At 53.6% G+C, this 2,930-nt stretch carries 1 protein-coding gene, 2 tRNA genes and 2 rRNA genes; all 5 read left to right on the plus strand.

Features of this window, described 5'->3' with window-relative positions; all coding sequences use genetic code 11:
* Positions 1–873: ribosomal RNA gene (locus ACGYLO_RS22020) — 16S ribosomal RNA — on the plus strand; the annotation flags it as partial.
* Positions 874–1,010: 137 nt separating this feature from the next.
* A tRNA-Ile gene (locus ACGYLO_RS22025) sits at positions 1,011–1,087 on the plus strand.
* Between the two features lie 26 nt (positions 1,088–1,113).
* Positions 1,114–1,189: transfer RNA gene (locus ACGYLO_RS22030), tRNA-Ala, on the plus strand.
* Between the two features lie 44 nt (positions 1,190–1,233).
* A complete protein-coding gene (locus ACGYLO_RS22035; RefSeq protein ID WP_271688909.1) occupies positions 1,234–2,103 on the plus strand; it encodes a glycosyltransferase family 2 protein in 870 nt (289 codons plus the stop codon).
* A gap of 414 nt (positions 2,104–2,517) precedes the next feature.
* Positions 2,518–2,930 (plus strand): 23S ribosomal RNA (locus tag ACGYLO_RS22040); the annotation flags it as partial.

The raw sequence follows: 2,930 nt of genomic DNA on the forward strand, positions 1-2,930 counted from the left end.
CAGTCTAGAGTTCGAGAGAGGTGAGTGGAATTCCAAGTGTAGAGGTGAAATTCGTAGATATTTGGAGGAACACCAGTGGCGAAGGCGGCTCACTGGCTCGATACTGACGCTGAGGTGCGAAAGTGTGGGGAGCAAACAGGATTAGATACCCTGGTAGTCCACACCGTAAACGATGAATGCCAGTCGTCGGGCAGTATACTGTTCGGTGACACACCTAACGGATTAAGCATTCCGCCTGGGGAGTACGGTCGCAAGATTAAAACTCAAAGGAATTGACGGGGGCCCGCACAAGCGGTGGAGCATGTGGTTTAATTCGAAGCAACGCGCAGAACCTTACCAACCCTTGACATCCTGTGCCACTCCGAGAGATCGGACGTTCCCTTCGGGGACGCAGTGACAGGTGCTGCATGGCTGTCGTCAGCTCGTGTCGTGAGATGTTCGGTTAAGTCCGGCAACGAGCGCAACCCACATCCTTAGTTGCCAGCAGTTCGGCTGGGCACTCTAAGGAAACTGCCCGTGATAAGCGGGAGGAAGGTGTGGATGACGTCAAGTCCTCATGGCCCTTACGGGTTGGGCTACACACGTGCTACAATGGCAGTGACAATGGGTTAATCCCCAAAAGCTGTCTCAGTTCGGATTGGGGTCTGCAACTCGACCCCATGAAGTCGGAATCGCTAGTAATCGTGGAACAGCATGCCACGGTGAATACGTTCCCGGGCCTTGTACACACCGCCCGTCACACCATGGGAGTTGGTTCTACCCGACGGCCGTGCGCTAACCTTTTGGGGGCAGCGGACCACGGTAGGATCAGCGACTGGGGTGAAGTCGTAACAAGGTAGCCGTAGGGGAACCTGCGGCTGGATCACCTCCTTTCTAAGGATGTTCCTAGCCAGATGAGCTTGCTCATCTCATGGACCACTTAGCAGGTCGGCAAACAAAGCCGGTCAATATATAGAACCGAGCCGTCCTCATATCTCTTCAGACAATAGAACACGGGCTACCGCCCGTATGGGTCGGTAGCTCAGGTGGTTAGAGCGCACGCCTGATAAGCGTGAGGTCGGAGGTTCAAGTCCTCCTCGACCCACCATCGCTTCTGCAGTTGCAGATCCCTTTGGGGCCTTAGCTCAGCTGGGAGAGCGCCTGATTTGCATTCAGGAGGTCAGGAGTTCGATCCTCCTAGGCTCCACCATGAATTCTCTTGCCGCCTTTGATCCGTGCTGATTAAAAGAAGGCATGAAAATTTGTGCGATCACAATGGTTTACCGAGATTATTGGGCGTTATCACAATGGTACGCGCATTACTCACGGCACCTAGGTTCGGAACATCTCTATATCGTGGCCCATGGTCGTGATCCCAAGGTTTCTGAGCTTTGCCCACGGGCGAATGTGATCACGGTGCCGCGGGGTGATCTGACTGGTTTCGATCGGGTTCGTGGACACCTGCTGAACGGCCTTCAGGACGGATTGGGTGCGCTATACGACTGGGTTATCCGCACGGATGCGGATGAACTGATTTGTTTCGACCCGGAACGTTACGCAAATTTCAGCGACCTGTTCGCCTCGCGCAAGGGAGTATCTGCACTCTTTGCTTTGGGAGTGAACCTCGCTGAAATGGAGGGCGATCCTACGCTAACTGCGGAGGCTCACGTCCTGCACTACAGGCGTGAGGCGCATTTCTCCGGGCACTACAGCAAAGCTTGGGCGGTTCGGCGTGGAACGCATTTGGTGCGCCATGGCATTCAAACTGCCCCCGAGCGATTGGACGACACGTCATTCACCTTTCCCAAAGGTGTTTATTTGGTTCATCTCAAATATGCGAACAGCGCTGCGCTGATCGATGCAAACCAGCATCGGACGCTAATTGGAAACGCTGGTAGCAAAGGTCTTCCCGGTAAAGCTTGGGCGCAGGCAGATCAAGATGCCTCCCGCTTTTACGACGCTTTTCGCGAGCTGAACGAGCTGGACTGGCCCTTAGCCGAAAGGCGCGCCTATCGGCGGATCAAGCGCGATCCGGTTCGAGATGAGAAGCTTAACGTGCTGCGTGCCAGATCGGTAAAGTTCCCGTTTCGGACGACCCTCCCAAAGTGGTTCGAAAACTGCTGATAGATTAGATCAGCAAGAGCGCTACGGCGCTTTTGCTCGTCCAATCTGGACGGTAGCGTGACATTCTTCGGATGCACGTGATTGACATCGTAAAGAGAGATACTAACAACATGTTTGATCTCACCGCGTTAGGTGATGATCTCAGTTGCTGCCCTTCGGGGCCGTTGTTTGACGGGCTGTTTCCTCGGTCTTTCAGGCATATCGCGGCTGAAACGAATATGTTGTCCAAGTCAAGTACACTAACCAGAGCGATGACGCGGGCCTCCTGCACGGACGGTTCGCTATCTGCATCGCTCATTGTCCAGACGACAGTCTGGGCGGGTAAAGTATGCTTTTGATGCAGAATAAGAGGGTCAGTTTCTTACCAGCTTCTGATCTTCGCGCGAGGCGCTAGGTCTTGCTTTTTCTGGATCAAATCAAGCGCGAAAAGGGCGTTTGGTGAATGCCTTGGCAGTAAGAGGCGATGAAAGACGTGATACTCTGCGATAAGCCATGGGGAGCTGAGAATAAGCTTTGATCCATGGATTTCTGAATGGGGCAACCCACCTGATTGTTTGTTATTATTGCTTCGCAATGTCCGCTCCGCGCCGACCTTTGGTCGGTACACCGATCCTTCGGATCGGCACTGGGGCAGGCAGCGGCGCAGTTAATAATGAGCAAGACCAGGTATTTTTAGGCTGAATATATAGGCTTAAAAAGGCAAACCCGGGGAACTGAAACATCTAAGTACCCGGAGGAAAGGAAATCAATTGATACTCCCCTAGTAGCGGCGAGCGAACGGGGACCAGCCGAGCCATGAGTGTGGTTAGAATGCGTTGGAATGCGCA

Source organism: Sulfitobacter sp. 1A13353, assembly GCF_043557255.1.
GTDB classification, from domain to species: domain Bacteria; phylum Pseudomonadota; class Alphaproteobacteria; order Rhodobacterales; family Rhodobacteraceae; genus Sulfitobacter; species Sulfitobacter faviae.

Coding starts and splice junctions, on each gene's coding strand:
- ACGYLO_RS22035 (WP_271688909.1), top strand. CDS start 1,234: ATGAAAATTTGTGCGATCACAATGGTTTACCGAGATTATTGGGCGTTA.